The sequence below is a fragment of the Micromonospora matsumotoense genome (assembly GCF_900091525.1).
Classification (GTDB): Bacteria; Actinomycetota; Actinomycetes; order Mycobacteriales; family Micromonosporaceae; genus Micromonospora; species Micromonospora matsumotoensis.
Map to the genome: position 1 here is coordinate 25785 of NZ_FMCU01000022.1, position 22436 is coordinate 48220.

A 22436-nucleotide genomic window follows, 5' to 3' on the forward strand; every position below is an offset into this window, starting at 1 on the left:
ACGCCTCAGACGCGCTTGCCGAGCGCGTGGTCGACGGCCTGGCCCAGGGCGGTGACGACCAGTGCCACCGAGGGCCGGACCACCGACTCCTCCAGGCTGATCGTGCCGGAGAAACCGGCCCCACCGGCGATCTCCTCCATCCGGCGGCGGGCATCCTGCGCGGCGGTGCCGTCCAGGCCGAGCGCCGGCTCCATCCGCAGCACCGCCACCAGCGTGGCCAGCGCCGCCGTCCGCTCGTCGGGGAGCTGCTCGCCGGCCAGCGCCTCGGCCAGTCGCCGCCGACTGTCCTGCTCCACCGACGGGTCAGTGGTCGGGTAGCGGTGCACCACGATGAAGCCCAGCTCGGTCTCTTCCACATCGCGCACCACGCCCCGCTCGACCAGGTCGCCGAGGATGCGGTCGCGCAGGCCGTGCCGCAGCCGCTGCACCCAGGAGGACGGGCTGTGCGGGGTGTCGGCGGCCATCCGGCCCAGCACACCGTCCAGGATCGGCTCGCCGACCGGCGTCGGGTCGGTCACCGCCAGGTTCCCATCGACGTACGCGATCCGGCCGGCAAGGGCCAGCTCGACCAGGACGGCGGCGGCCATCCCCAGGTCGAGGCTGATCCGGGGCATGGTCGCCTTGCCGGACTCATCGTCATACGCGAGGAGCAACAACTCCTCGGCCACCGCAACACCAGTCATGGCCCGAGACGGTAGCGCCTGAACGCACCCCGCGCTCCCCGACTCGCTCTCCGTGGGAAGCCAACCCCGACGGTCGGTGCGACCGCTCCCCGCGACGGGCCCGCCACCCACCTGCTCACGGCGGCCCCGCCGCCCCGACCACCCGCTGCGCACCGGTTTCCGGGGCACCCCGGCCTAACGGGTCGCACCGGCGGTGGGCGGGTCAGAAACGGGGCATGCCGCCGAACTGGCGGTCACCGGCGTCACCGAGGCCCGGCACGATGAACATGTTGTCGTTCAGCCCCTCGTCGATCGACGCGGTGACCAGTCGCAGCGGGAGCCCCGACCGCTCCAGCCGGGCGATGCCGACCGGCGCGGCGAGCACGCAGAGCACGGTGATGTCGGTGCAGCCCCGGTCGGCGAGCAGCCGGCAGCAGTGCTCCAGCGAACCGCCGGTGGCCAGCATCGGGTCCAGCACCAGCACCGGCAGCCCGGACAACTCCCGGGGCAGCGACTCCATGTAGGCGCGCGGCTCGTACGTCTCCTCGTCGCGGGCCAGGCCGACGAAGCCCATCGACGACTCCGGCAGCAGCCCGAGCGCCGCGTCGGCCATCCCGAGGCCGGCCCGCAGCACCGGCACCAGCAGCGGCGGGTTCGCCAACCGGGTGCCCTCGGCCCCGGTGACCGGGGTCTGCACCGGGTACTTCTCGACCGGGAAGGTGCGCGCGGCCTCGTACACCAGCATGGTGGTGAGTTCGTGCAGCGCGGCCCGGAACGACGACGAGTCGGTCCGGGTGTCCCGCATGGCGGTCAGCCGGGACTGGGCGAGCGGGTGGTCAATGACGTGTACGTCCACGATCGCTCAACCTACCGGTCCGGGCCCGCCGGCAGTACGGGTGCGCGGCGGGCGGCGACGCGGCTCACCCGCGCCCCGTCGCGCCGGACCGCCCCGCCCGCAGCCGGCCGTGGCGTCCCCGCCCACCCACGCCCACCGAGCCGGCGGCGACGCCCGGACGGACGGCCGACCCCCGACCTGGGGCGCTGTGACCAGGATCACCCGACGCGCGGCTGCGTAGTATTCGGGGCATGACGGCGACAACGACGTCGGCCCGGTCGGACCTGTCCGAGCTGGGGCGATCCGAGACCGCGTTGCGGACCTTCCTGCACGGCCTGCCCGGGGTGGACCAGGTCGGCGCGGAGCAGCGGGCGGCACAGCTCGGCACCCGCTCGATCAAGACCACCGCCAAGGCCGAGGCGATCGACCTGGCCATCCGGATGGTCGACCTGACCACCCTGGAGGGGGCCGACACCCCGGGCAAGGTACGCGCCCTGGCCGCCAAGGCGCTGCGCCCGGACCCGGCCGACCCGACCTGCCCGCACGTCGGCGCGGTCTGCGTCTACCCGGCGATGGTGCCGCACGTGGCCGAGGTGCTGCGCGGCAGCGCCGTGCACCTGGCCAGCGTGGCGACCGCGTTCCCGTCCGGGCAGGCGCCGCTGGACGTCAAGCTCGCCGACACCCGGGCGGCCGTCGCCGCCGGGGCCGACGAGATCGACATGGTGATCAATCGGGGCGCGTTCCTGGCCGGGCGGTACACCGAGGTCTACGACGAGATCGTGGCGACCAAGGAGGCCTGCGGGGACGCCCACCTCAAGGTGATCCTGGAGACCGGCGAGCTGGCCACCTACGACAACGTCCGGCGGGCCTCCTGGCTGGGGATGCTGGCCGGCGGCGACTTCATCAAGACCTCCACCGGCAAGGTCCCGGTCGCCGCGACCCTGCCGGTGACCCTGGTGATGCTGGAGGCGGTCCGCGACTTCCGGGCCGCCACCGGGCGGCAGGTCGGCGTCAAGCCGGCCGGCGGGATCAAGAACACCAAGGACGCGATCAAGTACCTGGTGCTGGTCAACGAGACCGTCGGCGCCGACTGGCTGAGCCCGGACTGGTTCCGGTTCGGCGCGTCCAGCCTGCTCAACGACCTGCTCATGCAGCGCACCAAGCTGACGACCGGCATCTACTCCGGTCCCGACTACTTCACCCTGGACTGAGCATGATGTTCGAATACGCCCCTGCGCCCGAGTCGCGCGCGATCGTCGACATCAGGTCGTCCTACGGTCTGTTCATCGACGGCAAGTTCGTCGACGGCGAGAATCTCGACAAGACGGTCAACCCGGCCACCGAAGAGGTGCTCGCCGAGGTCACCTGGGCCGGCACACAGGACGTCGACCGGGCGGTCCGCGCCGCCCGCAAGGCGTACGACAAGGTCTGGGGTCCGATGCCGGGCCGGGACCGGGCCAAGTACCTGTACCGGATCGCCCGGCTCGTCCAGGAACGCTCCCGCGAGCTGGCGGTGCTGGAGTCGCTGGACAACGGCAAGCCGATCCGGGAGTCCCGGGACGTCGACCTGCCGCTGGTCGCCGCGCACTTCTTCTACTACGCCGGCTGGGCCGACAAGCTCCCGTACGCGGGCTTCGGCGCGGACCCGCAGCCGCTCGGGGTGGCCGCCCAGGTCATCCCGTGGAACTTCCCGCTGCTCATGCTCGCCTGGAAGGTCGCCCCGGCGCTCGCCGCCGGCAACACGGTGGTGCTCAAACCCGCCGAGACCACGCCGCTGACCGCGCTGCTGTTCGCCGAGATCTGCCAGCAGGCCGACCTGCCGGCCGGCGTGGTCAACATCGTCACCGGCGCGGGCGACACCGGCCGGGCGCTGGTGGAGCACCCGGGCGTGGACAAGGTCGCGTTCACCGGCTCCACCGGGGTCGGCAAGGCCATCGCCCGGTCGGTGGCCGGCACCCGCAAGAAGGTCACCCTGGAGCTGGGCGGCAAGGCCGCCAACATCGTCTATGACGACGCGCCGATCGACCAGGCCGTCGAGGGGATCGTCAACGGCATCTTCTTCAACCAGGGCCACGTCTGCTGCGCCGGCTCCCGGCTGCTGGTCCAGGAGAACGTCGCCGAGCAGGTGCTCGACGCGCTCAAGCGGCGGATGGCGTTGCTGCGGGTCGGCGACCCGCTGGACAAGAACACCGACGTCGGGGCGATCAACTCGGCCGCCCAGCTGGCCCGCATCCGGGAGCTGTCCGACGCCGGGGCGGCCGAGGGCGCGCAGCGCTGGTCGCCGCCGTGCGAGCTGCCCGAGCGGGGGTTCTGGTTCGCGCCGACGATCTTCACCGGGGTCACCCAGGCGCACCGGGTCGCCCGCGAGGAGATCTTCGGCCCGGTGCTGTCGGTGCTGACCTTCCGCACCCCGGCCGAGGCCGTGGAGAAGGCCAACAACACGCCGTACGGGCTGTCGGCGGGGATCTGGACCGACAAGGGCTCGCGCATCCTGTGGACCGCCGACCGGCTGCGCGCCGGGGTGGTCTGGGCCAACACGTTCAACAAGTTCGACCCGACCTCGCCGTTCGGCGGCTACAAGGAGTCGGGCTACGGCCGCGAGGGTGGCCGGCACGGGCTGGAGGGGTACCTCAATGTCTGAGCGGGTGGCGGTACGCAAGACGTACAAGCTCTTCATCGGCGGGAAGTTCCCGCGCAGCGAGTCGGGACGGTCGTATCTCGTGCAGGACTCCAACGTGTCGTTGGCATCGCGCAAGGACGCGCGGGACGCCGTGGTCGCCGCGCGGGCCGCCGTCAAGGGGTGGGCCGGGGCGACCGCGTACAACCGGGGTCAGATCCTCTACCGGGTCGCGGAGATGCTGGAGGGCCGCCGCGACCAGTTCGTCGGGCTCGGCATCCCGGCCGACGAGGTGGACACGGCGATCGACCGCTGGGTCTGGTACGCCGGCTGGGCCGACAAACTCCCCCAGGTGTACGGCGGCGCGAACCCGGTCGCCGGGCCGTACTTCAACCTGTCCACGCCCGAGCCGACCGGGGTGGTGGCCGTGGTGGCCCCCGAGTCCCCGGCGCTGCTCGGCCTGGTCAGCGTGGTCGCCCCGGCCATCGTCACCGGCAGCACGGTGGTGGTGGCGGCCTCCCCGTCGGCCCCGCTGGCGGCGGTGACCCTGGCCGAGGTGCTGGCCACCTCGGATCTGCCCGGCGGGGTGGTCAACCTGCTCACCGGCCGGATCACCGAGACCGTGCCGACGCTGGCCGCGCACCTGGACGTCAATGCGATCGACCTGGCCGGAGTGGTCGACACCGACCTGGCGGCCGATCTGGAGGGCCGGGCGGCGGAGAACCTCAAGCGGGTGCTCCGACCGCTGCCGGCCGACCACGACTGGGCGGGTGACCCGGGCCTGGCCCGGATGACCGCGCTGCTGGAGACCAAGACGGTCTGGCACCCCAAGGGGGTGTGACCGGCTCCGGCCCACCGCTGACCGCCGGCATCCCCGCGCCGACGGTCAGCGGTCCGGTCCGATCGTCAGCGGCCCACCGCCACCGCGACGACGACGCGGTCGGACGTGATCGGGGTGGGCGTCGCGCCGTTGGCCGCATTGATCCGGTAGACGGTGCGGGAAGACCCACCCGACTGGCACCCGAGATAGAAGAACGATGCGCTGTCGCGGGCCCAGGCGACCGGGTATCCGGTGCAGTAGTTGGCCGGCGTCAGGCTCCACAGCCGGCCACCGGCCGGCGAGTAGCCGTACACCCTGCCGAAGTCCGTCCCGACGGCGATCGTCGCGCCGTCCGGCGACCACGCGGCCGGGGTGAGGCCCTCGTCGCGGCCTGCGGTATAGAGGGTCTTCTTCCCGCTGCCGTTGGTGGCGCTCGTGTAGAGCGTCGCGGGCTGGGTGCGCGTGGTCATCGCCCACCGGTCGGTCGAGGGGTTCCAGGACGGCGGCCCGTCCCACCGGTTCGTGCTGACCCGGGTCGGGGTGCCACCACCGGCGGCGACGACGTAGATGCCGTCCGACGGGCAGGTGTAGTTACCGAAGCTGCTGCTGCGCGAGAAGCTGATGGTGGCGCCGTTCGGGGACCACACCGGGAACGTGTCGAAGGTGTCGACGCTGCACTTCGTGTCCTGGGAAGTGAGCTGACGGTCCTGTCCGGTCGCCACGTTGCGGACGAAAAGCGGCTTGCCCCGCCCGGAGGTGGTCCGTTGGATGACGACCTCGGTGCCGGCCGGGTTGACCGCCAGTCCCGTCACCCCGCCGGAGAAGGTGCCGCCGATCTGGCGTTTCGCCCCGCCCCGGTCGTCGGTCTGCACCAGTCGCAGCGTGGTGTAGCAGTCGCTGCTCATGCACTCGACGGCATAGAGGTGCTGCGGCAGCGGAGCCTGCGCGAGCGTCCGGCGGTAGCGCAGGATCGACGGGTTGCTCTGGTCGAAGCCGAGCGAGGGCAGGGCGATGCCGGCACCGGCGTCCAGGCCGCCGGTGAGCGTCCACCACGGTTCGGCAGCCGGGTTGGCCGACAGGCCGACGTTGACGTCCGCCGTCAGGTACGGGCCGGCCACCCCGTACAGGAACAGCTCGAGCCGGGGACCCACCCGGGCCGACAGTGACGCGCCACCGGACAGGGTGGGTGCCGCGTAGCTGAAGCTGCTGCCGGTCTGGGCGATCGGGCGCAGACCCGCACCGGCCGACCACGACAGCCCCAGCGTGCCTTCGGCGTGCTGGGTGGCACCGGCGGTGACCTGGGCACTGACCGTGCCGTCGGCAGAGAGGTAGAACTGCAACTGCGGGGTGACCACCACCGGCACCGGCCCGACGGTGAACGTGATCGGCGTGAACCGGATCGGCGTGGGCAACAGCGGCACCGGGCCGAGGTGGCAGCCGCTCGCCGCCTGCGCGGTGGCGGTCAGCGAGGCGTCCTGGGAGAGGGTGCCGGTGAAGGTCACCGACTGCACCGAGAACCAGCCCCACTCGACCGAGAGGTTGACCGACGGGCTGACGCTGATGCTTCCCACCACCTTGACCGACCCGCCGCCGGAGCAGCTCACCGTCCGGTCGATGCCCTGTCCCACCGGGCTGGTCGCCTCCCGGCCGGCGAGGCGTCGACGCAGCCGGTCCGGGGTCAGGGCGGGCGGTTCCGCTGCGGGTGACCGGTCGGCGGTGACGACGTCGTCGGCGGACAGCGGCGCGGACACCGCGAAGTGCCCGGCCCCGAACGCCTCCTGCAACGTCGCCGGTTCGGTGCTCAGCACCCGGTTGCCCTGGGCGTCGGTGGCCGTGTCGACGACCCTGACCAGCAGCCCGTCGGGCGTCGTCGGCCCGGTGCCGGCGGAGAGCACCTCGCCGGGTTGCGGGTTCACCGCCGTCGGGGCCAGCACCACCTGGCGGTCACCGCCGGGCGGGCCGGTCACCGCCCGGACGTCACCGGCGCGGACCGGACGGGTGCTGCTGGGCACCGCCGTGTCGCCGAGGAAGTAGCCGACCACGTCGACGACGACGTGGGTGGCCCCGGCCGAGTTGTGCACCAGCATGCCGCCATCGACACCGAGCGGGGCGACGGAGAGATTGGGCACGACGCCGCCGGGGGTGAAGTTGAGATCCGACGCGGTGGGTCGGGCGGTGACGGACGGGTAGACGGTGAGGAACCCGGCGCTCGTCGGCTGGACCGCCGTGACATTGGCGACCAACCCGGTGGGCGGCAGCGCTGCGGTGGCCGCCGGCAGACCGGCACGTCCCGCCACGGCGACCGGCAGCGAACTGCCGCCGGCCACCGGCCCCTTCGCGGCACCCAGCCCGGTGCGGGTGTCCACGATCCGGGTCGGCGGGACGCTGGCCAGGTAGGCCCCACCGACGGCGGGGTCCGAGCCGTCGCTGAACCAGCCGGTGACGTCGATGACGAGCGGGGTCGACCCGGCCCGGTTGTAGAAACTCACCTTGCCGTCGGTGCCGACGGGCACGATCACCCGGTTGGCGAGGACCTGTTTCGCCACGAAGTTCAGCGTCGAGGCGGTCGGCCTGGGCTGCCCCGCCGGATAGGCGGTCACGTAACCGGCGGCGTCGGCACCGGCCACCGTGGTGTTGAGCACCACCGCGGACACCCCGGCGGCCGGCACCCCGCCGGCCCCGGTGACCTGGACGTCGAGCCGACCGTCCGGGCCGGGGGTGGTGCCACCGGAGCCGGTGCGGGTGTCCACCAGCCGGGTGGGGCTCAGACCGTGGAACAGACCGGCGGCGGGTGAGGCGGTGCGCGCCGTGGAGAACCAGCCTGCGGCGTCGGCCACCAGGTGGGCCGCGGCGGACGAGTAGAGCACGACGGTGCCGTCCACGCCGACCGGCACCACGACCAGGTTGGCCACCGTCTGCCCCCGGGCGTAGTTCACGTTCGAGGCCGTCGGCCGGGCCGTCCCGCCCGGGTACACCGTGACGAAGCCACCCCCGGTCGGCGCGGTGACCGTGACGTTCACCGCCACCGCCGCCGCTCCCGTGGCGGGGATGCCACCTCGGCCGGCCACGGCCAGGGTCACCTGTCGGGTCGCCCCGGCCGGTGCGCCCAGTCCGGAGCGGGTGTCCAGCAACCGGGCCGGTGGCACGGCGACCAGTGAACCGCCCGGGGCGGTCAGGGTGACGGCGTTGCCGGCCCGGGTGGGTGCCGACTGCTCCGCCCCGGCCAGGGCCGTCACCTGGGCGACGTAGCCGGTGTTCGGGCGCACCCCGGCGAGCACCGCGTGGTCCGCGTCGGCGGGGAGGTCGAGGGAGAGCCCGGCGGGGACCGTGCTCACCCGGTAGCCGGTGATACCGGTGCGGTCCGTGGGGGGCGTCCAGTCCACCCGCAGGGCCAGCCCGTCGGCCTCGGCCATGACGGACACGGGGCCGGACGGCACCCCGGCGGCGGACGCCGGCACGGCCGGGAACGCCCCGAGAACCGTCGCGGCGACGATGACGGCCAGCCGACGGACGTGTGCCTTCATGGGTGCCTCCTTCACAGACTGGAGATCGTTTACCAGTCGGGTCGGGCCGCCGACAGGGGACGGTCCGGCAACGGACAGCGCGGTGCCCGATCAGGTCCGAACGGCCCCGGTCGGCGTCGATCGACCAGCGCCGCCGCCGGCCGGACGGATCACCCGACCCCACCCGACGGCCGATGGCCCGGTCGGCCCGGTCGGCCCGGTCGGTCGAGCCGGCAGCCCAGCGGGCGGTCCGACGGCCGGTCGTACTACCGGGGGTAGGATTACCGGGTGACTCGGTTGGGTGATCTTGAGCGGGCGGTGATGGACGTGCTGTGGGACGTGGTCCCGGGCACGTCGGACGGGGTGACCGTGCGCGAGGTCGCCGAGGCGCTGGACGGGCGCGAGTTGGCGTACACGACGGTGATGACCGTGCTGGACCGGCTCGCCGGCAAGGGCATGGTGCAGCGGGAACGCGAGGGGCGGGCCTGGCGCTACCGGGCCGCCGCCAGCCGGGAGGCGCACATCGCCCGGCTCATGCTCGACGCCCTCGACCTCGGCGGCAGCCGGGACGCCGCGCTGGTGCGCTTCGCCCGTTCGGTGACCGGCACCGAGGCCGAGGTGCTGCGGGCCGCGCTCGGCGCGGAGGCGGGGCTGACCGGCCCCGCACCGGCCGGGCCCGACGCCGGTGCGACCGGCTCCGGACCGGCGGGGCAGGACGCCCGGCCGACCGGCCGGCACGAGGCCGGGCTGACCGACCGGGTCGGGGACCCCCGCGCCGGCCGGGCCAGGGCCGCCGACGAGGCGACGGACCGGTAGGGCGGCCACCGTGGCGTACGCCGTGCACTTCGCCGGGGCGATCCTGGCCTGCTGGCTGACCGCACAGGTGCTGGCCGGCTCCACCTGGACGTGGCGGGCCCCCCGGGTCGCGATCGTCTGCTGGCAGGCGGTCGGGCTGGCTCTCGGCCTGTCCGCGATGGGCCTGCCGATGGCGCTCGGGCTGACCGCCTACGGTCGGCCGACCGGCGGGGCGCTGCTGGCCCTCGCCGGAGACCTGGCCCACGGCACCCTCCCGGCCGGGGTGACCGCCGTCCACCTGGGCCTGGTCGGGATCGGCTTCGGCATCGGCGCGGTGCTGCTCGGCACCACCGTACGCAGCGTGCACTCCGCCGTACGGGCCCAGCGTCGGCACCGGGACCTGCTCACCCTGGTCGCCCGCCGGGACCCGACGATTCCCGGCGCGCTGGTCCTCGACCACCCCGGCGCCGCCGCGTACTGCCTGCCCGGGGTGCGCCCCCGGGTGGTGGTCAGCGCCGGCACGCTCAGCCTGCTGGACCGGGCCGAGTTGGCGGCGGTGCTCGCCCACGAGCGGGCGCACGCCCAGGAGCGCCACGACCTGGTGCTGTTGCCGTTCACGGCACTGTGCCGGGCGCTGCCGTGGTTCCGGTGGGTCCGCGCCGCCCACGAGCGGGTGGCCCTGCTGGTCGAGATGCGGGCCGACGACAAGGCCCGTGAGCTGCACGCCGATGCCCCGCTGGCGGGCGCGCTGCGCCGGTTCGCCGCTGCCGGGCACCGGGTCACCCCGGCCGGCGCGCTCGGCATCGGCGACCGCGACCTCGACGTCCGGGTGCAGCGACTGCTGGTCGCCGACCGGCCGCCCCGGCTGCTCGGGGCCGCCGCGCTGGCGGTGACGACCACCCTGGCCGCCCTGCCGATCTCCCTGTTCCTGCGCTGACCGCCGCCGGTCGGACCGACCGCGCACTGCCGGACCGCCGCGCGCTGCCGGACCACGGCCACCCGGCTGGATCGACTGCGCCCTGCCCCGCCGATCGCGCCATGCCGGCCTGATCCGTCCCGTCCGCCGGAGCTGGCGGCGATGCCGGGCGGGTGGATAGGTAGCAATGCTACGTGTAGCCTGCCTACGACAAGCGGGACTACGTTTAGAGAGCGATCATGGACACCCTGCTCCTCGCGCGCCTCCAGTTCGCCACCACCACCTCGATCCACTTCCTCTTCGTGGCGGTCACCCTCGGTCTGGTCACCCTGCTGGTCGGCATGCAGACCGCCTGGTTCGTCACCGGCAATCCGCAGTGGGAACGGCTGACCCGGTTCTGGGGCCAGCTCTACGTGATCAACTATGTGCTCGGCATCGCCACCGGCATCGTGCTGGAGTTCCAGTTCGGGCTGAACTGGAGCGGGTTGTCGCGCTACGTCGGCAACGTCTTCGGGGCCCCGCTGGCGATCGAGACGCTGGTGGCGTTCTTCCTGGAGTCGACGTTCCTCGGCATGTGGATCTTCGGCTGGCACCGGCTGCGGCGCGGCGTGCACCTGGCGCTGCTCTGGGGGGTCGCGCTCACCGCGTACGCCTCGGCGTTCTGGATCATGGTGGCGAACGCCTGGCTCCAGCACCCGGTCGGCTATGAGCTGCGCGACGGCGTCGCCCAGCTCACCGACTTCGGGGCGCTGCTCACCAATCCCACCCTCGGGATGGCCCTCGGTCACGTCATCGCCGCCAGCCTGCTCACCGGCGGCATGCTGATGGCCTCGGTCAGCGCCTGGCACCTGCTGCGGCGTACCACCGATTTCGCCCTGCACCGCACCTCGCTGCGGATCGGGCTGGTCACCGCCGCCCTGGCGGTCACCATGGTGCAGGGCTTCGGCTTCGCCCAGTTCGGCCCGGTCGGCGAGTTCCAACCCACCAAGTTCGGCGGCGGCCCGACCGCCGACGCCGCGGTCGCCGAGTGGACCAGCCGGTTCGGCCCGGGTGACTACACCCCACCGGCGCTGTCCAGCGTCGGGCTCGGCTTCATGATCCTGATCGGCTTCACCCTGGGCTGCGTCTGGTTGCTGCTGCCGCTGCTCTGGCGGGACCTGGTGATCCGGCTGCGCTTCCCGCTCTGGCTGACCCTGTGCGCCCTGCCGCTGCCCTTCGTCGCGGTGCTCCTCGGCTGGCTCGCCCGGGAGGTCGGCCGGCAGCCCTGGGCCGCGTACGGGTTACTCCCCACCGACCGGGCCGTCTCCGACGTCGACCCGAGCCTGATGCTCGCCTCGCTGATCGGTTTCAGCCTGCTGCTCGGCACCCTCGCCGTCACCAACTGGACGCTGCTCGCCCGGCACGCCGCCCGGGGCGCCACCGACCCGGCGCTCGGCCGCCCGCCCGGCGTCCAGGACGACGAGCCCCGGCCCACCCCCGCCTTCGCCTGAGAGGACCCCCGATGGCACTCGTCTGGTACGCCCTGCTCGGCCTCTTCGTCGCCGGCTACCTCGTCCTCGCCGGCTACGACTACGGCGTGGGGCTGCTGCTCGCCCGGCGGGGCACCCCGGCCACCCGCCGCGCCGGGCTCACCGCGCTCGGCCCGTTCTTCCTCGGCAACGAGGTCTGGTTGGTGGCCGCCGTCGGCATCCTCTTCGGCGTCTTCCCCACCCTGGAGGGCGAACTCCTCTCCGGCTACTACCCCGCCGTGGCCGGGGCACTGGTGGGGGTGATCCTGGTCACCGCCGGGGTGCAGCAGCGCAGTCGCCCGACCGGGCCGGCCGCCCGCCGGGGCTGGGACCGGGTGATCGTGGTCGGCAGCGCGCTGGCCGCGTTCGGCTGGGGTGCCCTGCTCGCCGGGCTGCTCCAGGGCCTGCCGATCGACGCCGACGGGCACGTCGCCGGACAGGCCCACCTGGCGACCCCGTTCGTCGCCGCCACCGGGCTCGCCCTGCTCACCCTGGTCGCCGCGCACGGTGCGACCTTCCTCACCCTGCGACTGCCGGCCGCCGACCTCCCGGCGACCGCCCGGCTGGCCCGCCGGCTGCTCGTCGGGGCGCTCGCCGCGGTCGCCACGGCCGCCGCGCTGGGCCTGCTCTCCGACCGGGTACGCGCGGCGACCCGCCAGCCGCTGCCCGCCGTACTGCTGCTGGTGGCGCTGGTCGGGGCGCTGGTGGCGGCCCGCGCGGCGCTGCGCCGGGGTCGGCCGGGGGTGGCCCTGGCCGCCACCAGCGCGGCCCTCGCCCTGCCGGTGGCCCTGGTCGGCGCGGCGCTCTGGCCGGCCGTGCTGGTCTCCACGGTCGACCCGGCGGCCACCGTGGGCGTCACCGACGCGGCGGCCAGCGGACCGACGTTGCGGCTGCTGGGCTGGCTGCTGCTGCCCCTCCTGCCGGCCCTACTAGGCTTCCAGGCAATGTGCTGGTGGGTGTTCCGGGGACGGACCGACGGCAGGGCACCGGTGTACTGGTGAACCGCCGTCCCTTCGACCCGCGTCTGCTGCGCCGGGTCCCTGCGGCCCGGCGCGACCTCGCCGTGCTCGCCGCCCTCGGCGGGCTCACCGCACTGCTGGTCGTCGCGCAGGCCACCGCCCTGGCCACGGTGCTCGCGACCGCCATCCACGGCCGGCTGGACACCGCCGCGCTGGCCGGCTTCGTCGCCGCCGTCGGCGGCCGGGCCCTGGTCTCCTGGGGACAGGGCACCGTCGCCGCGCGGGCCGCCGCCACCGTGAAGGCCACCCTCCGCGCCGACCTGCTGTCCGCCGTCGGCCGGCACGGGCCCGGATGGGTCGCCGGCCAGCGGGCCGGCCAGCTCGCCACCCTCACCGGGCGCGGACTCGACGCCCTGGACGCCTACTTCACCGGCTACCTCCCGCAACTCGTGCTCAGCGTCACCGTGCCGGCCGCCGTGCTGGCCCGGCTGGTCTTCGCCGACTGGAGCTCGGCCCTGATCATCGTGCTCACCATCCCGCTGATCCCGGTCTTCGGCGCGCTGCTCGGCTGGCAGGCCCAGGCCGCCACCGAACGGCAGTGGCGTCGGCTGTCGATGCTCGGCGGGCACTTCCTCGACATGGTCGCCGGGCTGCCCACGCTGCGCGCGTTCGGCCGGGCCCGGGCGCAGACCGAGGTGGTCCGCCGGATGGCCGACGGGCACCGGGTCGCCACCATGAAGACCCTGCGGATCGCCTTCCTCTCCGCGCTGGTGCTGGAACTGGTCGCCACCCTGTCGGTGGCGCTGGTCGCGGTGCCGGTCGGCATCCGGCTGCTGGACGGCGGGATCACCCTGGCCACCGCCCTGCTGGTGCTGCTGCTCACCCCGGAGGCGTACCTGCCGTTGCGGACCGCCGGCAGCCGGTTCCACGCCAGCATGGAGGGGCTCACCGCGCTGGACGAGGCGCTGACCGTCTCCGCCGTCACCACCGGCCCGACCGCCGGGGTGTCGGCCGGGCCTGCCACGGTCGGTACGCCGTCCGGGGCGGACGAGATCGTCTTCACCGACGTCACCGTCGCGTACGAGCGGACCACCGCGTTGCGGGACGTCACGCTCACCATCCGGCCCGGCGAGCGGATCGCCGTCGTCGGGCCGAGCGGTGCCGGCAAGAGCACCCTGCTCGGCCTGCTGCTCGGCTTCGTCACGCCCACCGCCGGCCGGATCACCGTCGCCGGGGTCGACCTGGCCGACGTCGACCCCGACGACTGGCGGCGGCAGATCGCCTGGGTGCCGCAGCGGGCCCATCTGTTCGCCGCCACGCTGGCCGACAACATCCGGCTCGGCGCCCCCGACACCCCGGACGTCGCCCTGGCCGGCGCGGTCACCGACGCCGCCCTGGACGAGGTCGTCAACGCCCTGCCCGACGGGCTGGGCACCCTGCTCGGCGAGCGCGGCCACGGGCTGTCCAGCGGTCAGCGACAGCGGGTCGCCCTGGCCCGCGCCTTCCTCCGGGACGCCCCGCTGGTGCTGCTCGACGAGCCGACCGCCCGGCTGGACACGGCGAGCGAGTCGACCGTCCTGGCGGCCACCCGGCGGCTGGTGGCCGGCCGGACCGCCCTGCTGGTGGCACACCGGCCGGCACTGCTGGCAGACGCCGACCGGGTCCTGCACGTCGCCGCCGGCCGGGTGACCGAGCTGACCCCGGCACCGGCCGGGGAGGCCCGCCGATGAGCACCGGACCGACCCCCGCCAGGCTGCCCGCACCGACCCGTTCCCCAGCCGGGGAGGCCCGCCGATGAGCACCGGTTCCGCCCCTGCCGGCCGGCCCGAGCGGGTGGTGCTGCGACTGGCCCGGCCGTACCTGGGTCGGCTGCTGGGGGCCGGGCTGCTCGCCTCGGCCACCGAACTCGCCGGACTGGCCCTGATGGCCACCGCCACCTGGCTGCTGATGAGCGCCGCCGGCCAGCCACCGCTGGATCGGCTCACCGTCGCCATCGTCGCCGTCCGGGCGCTGGCCGTCAGCCGGGGCGTGCTGCGCTACACCGAACGGCTCGCCGGGCACGATGCCGTGCTGCGCCTGATCACCGACGTCCGTGCCCGGGTCTTCGCCACCCTCGCCGCCCGGCCCACCCCGGCCGGCCAGCGCACCGGGGACGCCCTCAGCCGACTGGTCTCCGACGTCGAGGCGGTTCAGGACCTCCTGCTCCGGGTGCTCGTACCCGGGGCGGCAGCCGCCCTGGTCGGGGTGCTCGCCGTCGGTGGGGCCGCGCTGATCTCGCTGCCCTCGGCCGGGGTGCTCGCGGTCGGCCTGCTGGTCGCCGGGGTGGCGCTGCCGGTGCTGGCGACCGCGCTGACCCGACGGGCCGCCGACGAGGTGGCGCCGCTGCGCGGGGCGCTCGCCACCGACGCCGTCGACCTCACCCACGGTGCCGCCGACCTGGCCGCCTTCGGGGCCACCGGCCAGGCGCTGCGGGCCGCGACCCGCCGTGCCGACCGGTTGGCCCGACTGGAACGCCGGCTCGCCGCGACCGGCTTCGCGGTGGACGCGGCCGGGGTGCTGGTGGCCGGGCTGACCGCGGCCGGGGTGGTGCTCACCGCGCTCCGCGCCGACGTGGCCGGGGTGCTGGTGGGCGTGCTCGCCGTCGGCACCCTCGCTGCGGTGGAGATCGCGTTGGCGCTGGTCGGCGCGGCGCGGCAACGGACCCAGCTCCGCGCCGGCCTGTCCCGGGTCGCCGCCCTGCTCGACGAACCCACTCCCGAGACCAGCCCGGTGCAGGCCGCTGGCCCGGTGGTGAGCGGTGGCCCGGTGGACGGTGGTCGCCCGGCGCGGAGCGGTGGCCCGGGGAGCGCGGGGGCGGTGGCGCGCGACGTGCGGTTCGACGGGGTCGTCGTCCGGTACCGCGAGGGTGCCGCACCCGCACTGGCCGGATTCGACCTCGACCTGCCCGCCGGACGTCGGATCGCGGTCGTCGGACCGAGTGGCGCCGGCAAGAGCACCCTGGCCGCGGTGCTGACCGGGGCGGTACGCCCCGACGCCGGCCGGGTGACCCTCGCGGACCGGGACGTGTCGGCGTACCCGCCCGAGGAACTGCCCCGGGCGATCGGTGGCCTGCTCGCCGAGGCGTACGTCTTCCATGCCTCGGTGCGGGAGAACCTGCTGCTCGGCCGGCCGGACGCGGACGAGGCGGAGCTGTCCGCCGCGATGCGCGCCGCCGGCCTGCTGGAGTGGGTACGGGAGCAGCCGGACGGCTGGGACACCCTGGTCGGCGAGGAGGGCGGTCAGCTCTCCGGTGGACAGCGGCAGCGGCTCGCGCTGGCCCGGGCGCTGCTCGCCGCCCCCGGCGTACTGGTGCTGGACGAGCCGACCGAGGGCCTCGACCCGGTCGCCGCCGACACGGTGCTCGCCGGGGTGCTGGCAGCGACTCCCGCCGGGCGTTCGGTGCTGCTGATCAGCCACCGGCTCAGCGGCCTGGCCGGGATGGACGAGGTCGTGGTCCTGGACGCCGGCCGGATCGTCCAGCGGGGGCGGCACACCGATCTGGTCACCGCCCCCGGCTGGTACCGGGACCAGTGGGTGCTCCAGGAGGCGGCCGAGCGCGGATACCTGGCACTGACTCCCTGACGCCGGGTCCCGCCCCGGCGGCCGGGGCCTGGATCGCGGTCGGGCCCCCGATCCACACCGGGGCCCGGGTCCGGGAATCTCCCCGACGCGCGGGCACGTCGGGCCGTGGCAGGGTGGTGCCATGCGCGCCTGCGACGAGGTAGGGATCGACGAGCGGCTGCGGGAGCTGGAGTCCCGGCTGCGCGGCCCGGCCCGGCTCAGGACCGAACTGATCCGCGAGGTACGGGACTCGCTGGACGACGCCACCGAGGCGTACCGGGAAGCCGGCCTGCCGGCGCGGGACGCCGAGCGGCGGGCCGTGGCCGACTTCGGTACGCCGGCGGAGCTGGCTCCGGCGTACCAGGCGGAGTTGGCCGCCGGAGCGCTGCGCGGGCTGTCCCGGCGGGCACTGGTGATCGCCGTCCTGCTGACGGCCGGCGGTGACCTGACCTGGCGGGGGTCGAGCTGGAGCGGCGGGCCGCCACCACCGGCCGGTTATCAGCTGCTCGCCGGATCGATGAACGGCATCTGGCTGGTCGTGGCCGGGATGGCGCTGGCCGCCCTGTCGTTCGGGGCCTGGGCGGCCCGTCGGGGCCGGGCTGCCACGACGGTGGGCCGGCTGCTCGGCTGGGGACTGACCGGGGCACTGGTCGTCGGTGCGGTGGCCGGGGTGGCGCTCTTCGCCTGGTCGGTCGCGCTGTGGGACGCCGCCCTGACCTGGCCCCCGATGATCATCGGGGCGGTGCTGGCCGGCGCCGCCCACTTCGCGCTCTTCCGGGCCTCCCGCTCGTGGCTGGTCGCCGCCCGCTGACGCACACCGGTGACGCGGGGTCAGGCGGGCGCGGCGGGCGGGCCAGCGGGGTCGAGGAACCGGCCGACGGTGGCGCTGAACTCGCGCCAGCCGGCCCGCTCGCCGGCCAGCGAGGCCCGCCCGGATTCGGTGAGCCGGTACGTACGCCGCTCCCGACCGTTGACCGTGCTCCAGGAGCTGGCCACGTGACCGGCCCGCTCCAGCCGACGCAACGCCGGGTAGATGGTGCCGGTGGGCAGATCCAGCTGGCCCGAGCTGCGGGCGCGCAGCGCCTCGATGACCGCGTAGCCGTGCAGTTCCCCCTGCTCGAGCACGGCCAGCAGCAGGGCGTCGAGGTGGCCGTGCAGCGCCTGAGCCTTCATGCGTAGCTACGCTACTTGTCTGCCGCCCGGACCACCAGTGGGCACGGGTTCCGGCCGCCGTCGGGGTGCGGGGTCGGCCCATGCCCGGCCGCCCATTAGGGTATGTGCCCAGAGTCACTCGGCGACCGCAGTGCCGCCGAGTGGGTAACCCGACGCACACGGAGGTCAGCGTGGCCCGCCAGTCGCCCCAACGGCCCGACGCCGACGAACCCGCGCTCGGCGACACCGACGGGCCGGCCGGGCCCGACGTGGAGCCCGGCCCGGCCGACCGCTCGCTCTGGGACGAGCTGAGCATCGATCCGGTCGAGATCGCCCTGCCCGCCGGCACCGGTTTCACGCTTCGGGCGTACCGGGCGGCGCGCGAGCTGACCCCGACGGACGTCGCCGAGCGCGACGAGGACGACCCCTTCCTGGCCCGACGTCAGGTCGCCGAGACCGAGGACGACGAGGAGGTGGTGATCCTCGACGAGGAGTTCGCCGCGCTCTCGGCCGAGGACGAGACCGAGGACGACGCCGACCGGAAGGGCGGGACCGACGGCAAGCGCGCCGGCGGCAAGGGCAGCGCCGACACCGACACGCCCGACGCCGACGCCGATGCCGATGCCGATGCCGACGAGGACGCCGCGGACGACGACGAGGACGCCGACGGCGACGAGGAGGTGCCGGTCTTCCTGACCCACAAGGGCCGGCTGCTGCTGTTCAAGACGCCCGAGTCGCTGGTCAGTTTCATCCGCTCCGGGGCACCCAACGACCTGTCTCAACTGGACGGTTGGAATGAACTGTCCGAACGGGTGGAGCCGACCGACATCGCCCCGCGCGACGAGGACACCTACGAGCTCGACCTGGTCGTGGAGAACCTGCGCGGTGGGCACGACACGTGGGACCCCACCCTGCTGATCGAGGCCGGCGAGGTCGCCCGTGACCTGTCGTACGCGCTGCGGCTACCGGCCGTGCTGGACATGCTCTCGGCCGGATCCAGCCTGGACGATCTCGACGAGGCGCTGCGCGCTTCTGTCAACGGCGGAGTCGGTGGATTTCTCGGCCGTAGGCGGCTGAAGAAAATCGGTGCCCAGACCGCAAGCTTGGGATGGCGCACCATTGTCGGCAAGATCTCTGCCGTCGTGGACTGGCGCGACTGACCCCGAACGGGGAGCATCAGTGGCTGGCAGAGAATAGACCTGTGTCCCGGAGGGAGGACGACGCCGTGGCGCTCGTGCGCGTGTACTGCGGTCTGGCCTCGGCAGATCCGGCCGACCGACCGACCTCGGCCGGATCGACGTTGACGTCCGCCGTGGTCGACGACGCAGGCCGTCTGCTGCACGTCTACGAGATCAGTGACGACGCAGCGGGCTACGCCCAGCTCGTCACGCTGCTCGTGGAACGGTCGGGCGGGCCGAGCGGCGCGGCGATCGCGGCCGACAGCGACGACCACACGGTCACCTCGCTGCTGAGTGCGGCCGGCCGTCCACTGGCGATCGCCGACGACGACTCGGTCGACGACTTCGCCGAGCGGTTCGCCGACGACGACTCCCTGGAGGAGATGCAGTCCGCGCCGGCTGAACGGCGGGCGGTGGGCCTGGCCCGTGCCCTCCAGGCCGGCGCGCTCTCCGCGGTCACCCTGCCGGCTCCCCGGGACCTGGCCGGCTTCAAGCAGGTTCTCGCCGCACACGCCGCCCTGTCCAGTGGTCGGCACTCCGCCGCCGTGGCACTGCGCGAGGTGCTCCGCGAGCTCTACCCGGCCGCCCTGCGGGCGTACCCGGACCCGGCCGATCCGGTGGCGTTGGCCGTCCTCGACGCACTGCCCGAGCCGAACATGCTCGGCGGCACGTCGGCCCGGGGCCGCGACATGTCCGTCGCCGCCGAGGCGGTCGCCGCACACCTCACCGCCGACGGGGTGGCCGAGGCCGGGGAGATCGAGGCGGCGGTCACCGCGCTACGGGTCGCCATCTCCGAGACTCCGCGCCGAGCGACCGTCAACCGGGCGCTCACCTCCGCCGTCGCCGAGACCGTTCGGCAGTCGGTCGCCGCGGTACGCGCCTGTGACGCCGGCTGCGAGGCCCTGGTGGGCGCGCTCAGCAGCCGGGTCAGCGCCCCGAGCCCGTTGCCGGGCCGCCGGGCCGCCGCCCGCCGGGGCGAGCAGGTCGGCGAGCTGACCGGCATCAGTGGCACCGGCACGGGCCTGCGCCCGGTCCGGCCCCCCGAGCCGGCACCACCGGTCCCGACCGGGCGACGTAGCCGTCCCGAGCCGGTCCCCGGTGGGGCGATGCCGACCGCGCCGCGACCGCTCGGCCCGCCGCCGGTGGCCCCCGCCCCGATCGCTCCACCGCCGGTGGCCCCCCGGCCGGTGACCCCGGCCGCCGCCGGCCTGCCGACCTCGGCGCCGCCCGCACGGATGGACCAGGGCATGCCGCCGGGCCGACCCGGGTCGGACGCGCCGACCACCATGATCCCGCCGATCCGGCGCGGGATGGATGCTCCGGCGAACCGGCCGGTCTCGGCCCCGCCGCCGCCCCCTCCGGGGATCACCCCGATCGCCCCGGCGCAGCGCGGCAACGTGCCACCTGCCGAGGCCGGTGAGCCGTTCCGGCCGACGCTGACCACCGCCGCGATCAACAACGCCCGCGCCGAGCGGCAGCGCACCGTGATCCCACCCCGGCCGAAGACCAGTGGTGCGCTCTCGACGCCCACCGGTGGATTCAGCGCGACCGACCTGAACGTCCCGGTGCCGCTCTCCCGGCCCGAGCCGGAGCCCACCGCCCCGCCGGGTTCGCGGGCGAACTGGCCGCTGGTCAACAACCCGGAGAACCCGGCCGACAGCTCCGCCACCAACCCGGTCGTGCCGGCGTACGGTGAGCGGGCCGGTCGATCGGCTGACGCCCCCGCCGACCCGGGTGCCGGCCGTCGGATCACCCCGCCCTGGCTGGCCGACGACCTGCCCCAGGAACCGCCGATGTTGCGGCTGGTGGAGCCGCCGCCGCTGGCCGACCGGGCGTTGCGGGGCGGGCTGGACGCCGCGGCCGATCCGCACCTCGACACGCCCCCTCTGCGGTTGGTCGACCGGGATGAGGCCGGCCGCCCCGGACGGGCCACCCGGCCCGACCGTCCGGAGCGCCTCGACCGGCCCGAGCGCCCCGAGCGGGCGGAACATCTGGACCGCCCGACCCGGGTCGACCGGCCGGCGCGCCTGGAGCGGCCGGAGCGCCTTGACCGACCTGAGCGCCTGGAGCGACCCGAGCGTCTTGACCGGCCCGAGCGGTCGGAGCTCCTCGACCGCTCCGAGCGGCCGACGCGCAGCGAGCGGCCGAGCCTGGAGCGGCGACCGGAGCCGGTCGAACGTCGTCCCGCGCCGATGGAGCACCGCCCGCCACCGGTCTCCGACGAGGGCGATGGCGACCTGCTGATCTTCGCCCAGGCCAAGTCGGCGTGGTTCGTCGGGCACGGCGACGAGAATGACCTGGAGTGGTCGTCCACCGCGGACACCGGGTGGCAGGCCGCCGAAAAGGTGGCCCAGCCGGCGGTCGGCGCGGAAACCTCGGCCGGGCTGCCCAAGCGGGTCCCCCAGGCCAACCTGGTTCCCGGCTCGCCGCTGCGCGAGGAGCGTCCGCTGCGGATCGTCCGGGACGCCGCGAGCCTCGCCGAGAACACCACCGGCTACTTCCGTGGCTGGCGTCGTGGGCAGGAGATCGGCGGTTTCGCCGTTGGCGGCCGGCCGGGGCGTGAGGCCGCTGGCGGCTGGGACTTCAGCCGCGACCCGACCGAGCGGGAAGACGATCGGGAGTACGAGTTCCGCTCCGCCGGATACCGGTCCTGACAGTCTGACGGTTTCGCCTGGCCCGGTCCGGTTCTTCCGGCCGGGCCAGTGCGTTGCACCGGGGACGGCACTCCCCCCGGTGATCACCACAGCGCATTGACCCCGCCCAGGTGGCCCTCAGCGGCCGCACGAGCACGGCGACGGGACGCTTCCTCACCGGCTACCGGCCGGTGCGGCGGGCCGTGACCGAGAAACGCGAACGCGCCCGGTCACGGCCGGAGCCGCCACCGGGCGCGTCGGAGTCGATCAGGCCGGCGCGACCGCGCGCGACCGGCGCATGGTGAGCACGTACTCGACCAGCGAGATCAGCACGTGCTTGGTCGATTCCCGGTTACGGGCGTCGCAGGCCACCACCGGCACGTCGGTCGAGATCGCCAGCGCGTCCCGGACGTCCTGCGGGTCGTGGTACTGCATCCCGTCGAAGCAGTTGATGGCCACCAGGTACGGCAGCCGCCGGTGCTCGAAGAAGTCGATCGCCGCGAAGCAGTCGGCCAACCGGCGGGTGTCGACCAGAACCACGGCACCGATGGCGCCCCGGACCAGTTCGTCCCACATGAACCAGAACCGCGTCTGACCGGGTGTACCGAACAGGTACAGGATCAGATCCCGATCGATCGAGATACGGCCGAAGTCCATCGCCACCGTGGTCGTCGTCTTGCCCGGCACCTGCCGGGTGTCGACGACGCCCACGCCGGCGGAGGTCATGATGGCCTCGGTGGTCAGCGGTGTGATCTCCGAGACCGAACCGACCAGCGTCGTCTTGCCGACGCCGAACCCACCGGCGATAACGATCTTCGCCGACGTCACGCGCCCGTTCGGGGCAGGCGGCCGCTGCGACATGTCAGAGCCTGCGAAGTCCACTCAGCACCCTCTCCAGCAGTTCAGTGCCCACCGCGTCGTCCGAGTCGTCCAAGATGGTCGGCTCGTGGACCGCGACCAGGCCGTCCGTCGCCATGTCGGCGATGAGCACCCGGGCCACGCCCAGCGGGAGCTGCATCCGCGCCGCGATTTCCGCGAGCGACTGCACCCGTCCGTCACACAGCGCGGCGATGTACTGGTGCTCCCGGCCCTGACCGCCGTTGCCGCCGGCAGTAGCGCGACCGCGCACCGTCGTCTCGACGAGCGCCTCCAGGGCGATGTCGAGCCGGGGACGGGTACGACCACGGGTCACGGCGTACGGCCGGACCAACGCACCTGTCGGTTCGTCACGATCGACCATCTCGCCGCTCACCTCCTT

General features: G+C 74.4%; 18 protein-coding genes. 12 read left to right on the plus strand and 6 right to left on the minus strand.

Annotation, left to right across the window (positions count from 1 at the left end; genetic code table 11):
• Window positions 1-5 precede the first annotated feature (5 nt).
• Together GA0070216_RS28965 and upp are read right to left on the minus strand one after the other, a co-directional pair.
• Window positions 6-683: a GOLPH3/VPS74 family protein gene (locus GA0070216_RS28965; RefSeq protein ID WP_091252730.1), complete on the minus strand. Its 678-nt coding sequence runs from the start codon at window positions 681-683 to the stop codon at window positions 6-8.
• A 202-nt stretch (window positions 684-885) separates the two neighbouring features.
• Entirely contained in the window at window positions 886-1518 is a 633-nt protein-coding gene (gene upp / locus GA0070216_RS28970; RefSeq protein WP_091252732.1) for a uracil phosphoribosyltransferase, read from the minus strand.
• A gap of 230 nt (window positions 1519-1748) precedes the next feature.
• On the opposite strand from upp, the gene deoC reads away from it, so the two are divergent.
• From deoC to GA0070216_RS28985, 3 genes are read left to right on the plus strand one after another with little or no spacing between them, the layout of a single operon-like run.
• Window positions 1749-2708 carry a deoxyribose-phosphate aldolase gene (gene deoC, locus GA0070216_RS28975; RefSeq protein ID WP_091252735.1) on the plus strand — a complete coding sequence of 320 codons (960 nt, stop codon included), beginning with the start codon at window positions 1749-1751 and terminating at the stop codon, window positions 2706-2708.
• Window positions 2709-2713: 5 nt separating this feature from the next.
• Window positions 2714-4138, plus strand: coding sequence for an aldehyde dehydrogenase family protein (locus tag GA0070216_RS28980; protein ID WP_091252857.1), 1425 nt, complete (start codon window positions 2714-2716; stop codon window positions 4136-4138).
• The gene (locus GA0070216_RS28985) at window positions 4131-4955 is read left to right on the plus strand and encodes an aldehyde dehydrogenase family protein (protein ID WP_091252738.1); all 825 of its coding nucleotides are present in this window, start codon (window positions 4131-4133) and stop codon (window positions 4953-4955) included. The genes GA0070216_RS28980 and GA0070216_RS28985 overlap by 8 nt, the downstream gene beginning before the upstream one ends.
• Before the next feature lie 65 nt (window positions 4956-5020).
• On the opposite strand, the gene GA0070216_RS28990 is transcribed toward GA0070216_RS28985, so the two are convergent.
• On the minus strand, window positions 5021-8458 hold the full coding sequence (locus GA0070216_RS28990) for a fibronectin type III domain-containing protein (RefSeq protein ID WP_091252742.1): 3438 nt from the start codon (window positions 8456-8458) through the stop codon (window positions 5021-5023).
• Between the two features lie 267 nt (window positions 8459-8725).
• Between GA0070216_RS28990 and GA0070216_RS28995 the strand changes: the two genes are divergently transcribed.
• The 7 genes from GA0070216_RS28995 (at window position 8726) to GA0070216_RS29025 (ending at window position 17026) form a co-directional block, all read left to right on the plus strand.
• Window positions 8726-9253: a BlaI/MecI/CopY family transcriptional regulator gene (locus tag GA0070216_RS28995; RefSeq protein WP_091252744.1), complete on the plus strand. Its 528-nt coding sequence runs from the start codon at window positions 8726-8728 to the stop codon at window positions 9251-9253.
• A 10-nt stretch (window positions 9254-9263) separates the two neighbouring features.
• Window positions 9264-10169 (plus strand): M56 family metallopeptidase, encoded by a 906-nt coding sequence (locus GA0070216_RS29000; RefSeq protein ID WP_091252746.1) that lies wholly within the window; start codon window positions 9264-9266, stop codon window positions 10167-10169.
• Window positions 10170-10387: 218 nt separating this feature from the next.
• Window positions 10388-11638 carry a cytochrome ubiquinol oxidase subunit I gene (locus tag GA0070216_RS29005; RefSeq protein WP_091252747.1) on the plus strand — a complete coding sequence of 417 codons (1251 nt, stop codon included), beginning with the start codon at window positions 10388-10390 and terminating at the stop codon, window positions 11636-11638.
• A gap of 11 nt (window positions 11639-11649) precedes the next feature.
• A complete protein-coding gene (locus GA0070216_RS29010; protein ID WP_091252749.1) occupies window positions 11650-12657 on the plus strand; it encodes a cytochrome d ubiquinol oxidase subunit II in 1008 nt (335 codons plus the stop codon).
• The gene (cydD, locus tag GA0070216_RS29015) at window positions 12654-14345 is read left to right on the plus strand and encodes a thiol reductant ABC exporter subunit CydD (protein WP_091252751.1); all 1692 of its coding nucleotides are present in this window, start codon (window positions 12654-12656) and stop codon (window positions 14343-14345) included. Before GA0070216_RS29010 ends, cydD begins: the two co-directional genes overlap by 4 nt.
• Before the next feature lie 64 nt (window positions 14346-14409).
• On the plus strand, window positions 14410-16236 hold the full coding sequence (cydC, locus tag GA0070216_RS29020) for a thiol reductant ABC exporter subunit CydC (protein ID WP_091252753.1): 1827 nt from the start codon (window positions 14410-14412) through the stop codon (window positions 16234-16236).
• A gap of 121 nt (window positions 16237-16357) precedes the next feature.
• Complete coding sequence (locus GA0070216_RS29025; RefSeq protein ID WP_091252755.1) at window positions 16358-17026, plus strand: permease prefix domain 1-containing protein; 669 nt, start codon at window positions 16358-16360, stop codon at window positions 17024-17026.
• A gap of 20 nt (window positions 17027-17046) precedes the next feature.
• Here GA0070216_RS29025 and GA0070216_RS29030 read toward each other — a convergent pair whose 3' ends face one another.
• A complete protein-coding gene (locus GA0070216_RS29030) occupies window positions 17047-17388 on the minus strand; it encodes a PadR family transcriptional regulator (protein ID WP_091252757.1) in 342 nt (113 codons plus the stop codon).
• Window positions 17389-17528: 140 nt separating this feature from the next.
• Between GA0070216_RS29030 and GA0070216_RS29035 the strand changes: the two genes are divergently transcribed.
• On the plus strand, window positions 17529-18527 hold the full coding sequence (locus GA0070216_RS29035) for a DNA primase (protein ID WP_091252759.1): 999 nt from the start codon (window positions 17529-17531) through the stop codon (window positions 18525-18527).
• A 41-nt stretch (window positions 18528-18568) separates the two neighbouring features.
• A complete protein-coding gene (locus tag GA0070216_RS29040) occupies window positions 18569-21199 on the plus strand; it encodes a transposase (protein WP_091252761.1) in 2631 nt (876 codons plus the stop codon).
• A 246-nt stretch (window positions 21200-21445) separates the two neighbouring features.
• Here the strand turns inward: GA0070216_RS29040 and GA0070216_RS29045 are convergent, their stop codons facing one another.
• Both GA0070216_RS29045 and GA0070216_RS29050 read right to left on the minus strand, forming a co-directional pair.
• The gene (locus tag GA0070216_RS29045) at window positions 21446-22039 is read right to left on the minus strand and encodes a GTP-binding protein (protein ID WP_091252763.1); all 594 of its coding nucleotides are present in this window, start codon (window positions 22037-22039) and stop codon (window positions 21446-21448) included.
• Window position 22040: 1 nt separating this feature from the next.
• Window positions 22041-22418, minus strand: a complete 378-nt coding sequence (locus GA0070216_RS29050) for a DUF742 domain-containing protein (protein WP_091252858.1) — start codon at window positions 22416-22418, stop codon at window positions 22041-22043.
• Window positions 22419-22436: the final 18 nt, after the last annotated feature.